The organism is Corallococcus sp. 4LFB (assembly GCF_046520365.1).
Classification (GTDB): domain Bacteria; phylum Myxococcota; class Myxococcia; order Myxococcales; family Myxococcaceae; genus Corallococcus; species Corallococcus caeni.
Genome location: NZ_JBKGHJ010001262.1, coordinates 1 through 384, shown reverse-complemented (window position 1 = coordinate 384; position 384 = coordinate 1). Strand labels below are relative to the sequence as shown.

Here is a 384-nt window from a genome sequence, read left to right as displayed (position 1 = left end):
CACGAACGCGGAGGGGACCATGTGGCTGGGGAGCGCCGCCTGGACGTGGGCGCGCAGGTCACTGGCGCTCACGGCGTCACGGAAGGTGACGTAGGCGACCAGCCGCTTGTCTCCCGGTGAGTCCTCACGCACGAGAACCAGTGCCTCGCGCACGGACGCGTGCTGGCGCAGGACGGCTTCGATTTCACCCGGCTCGATGCGGAAGCCGCGCACCTTCACCTGCTGGTCGCGGCGGCCCACGAAATCGAAGGCGCCGTCATGGCGCTGCCGGACGAGGTCTCCCGTGCGGTAGAGGCGGGCGCCCGGGGTGGAGGCGAAGGGGTGGGGGATGAAGGCGGTCGCGGTGAGGTCGGGCCGCTCCCAGTAGCCCCAGGCGAGGCCGTC

1 protein-coding gene is annotated in these 384 nt (G+C 71.6%); it reads right to left on the bottom strand.

Annotation, left to right across the window (positions count from 1 at the left end):
- On the bottom strand, positions 1 to 384 hold a 384-nt coding region (locus ACLEQD_RS45235), incomplete at both ends, for an AMP-binding enzyme (RefSeq protein ID WP_410392047.1).